The 284-nt window shown below is 45.8% G+C and carries 1 protein-coding gene; it reads right to left on the bottom strand.

Going from position 1 to position 284, the window contains the following annotated elements:
* Positions 1-284: transposase (locus A142_RS24575; RefSeq protein WP_019823835.1), on the bottom strand; the 284-nt coding region annotated here is incomplete at both ends.

Genomic DNA, 284 nt, shown 5'->3' with positions numbered 1-284 from the left:
ACGACGAAATTCATCAAAGTCACGGCAGTGTGTGTCTGCGTCGTCGATATTCAGAGATTCATACTCAGAGAGAAGTAAATCGCAGAGCTGATGTCGCCAGCGTTGTTCGACTTTTTCATGACAATAGGCGAGCGTTTTCCAATCACCATGTGCATTTATCCCGCCTAGGGTCACTGAAACATGTACATGAGGGTGCCAAGTTAACCGTCTCCCAAAAGTATGTAATGCGCAAAAAATGCCAATGTCTAGTCCCGCCTGCTTTGCTGCATAAAGAAGATTGTCGA

The organism is Vibrio splendidus 12E03 (genome assembly GCF_000272105.2).
Classification (GTDB): domain Bacteria; phylum Pseudomonadota; class Gammaproteobacteria; order Enterobacterales; family Vibrionaceae; genus Vibrio; species Vibrio splendidus_I.
The sequence above is the reverse complement of the archived record's forward strand: the minus strand, read 5'-3'. Positions and strand labels throughout refer to the sequence as shown.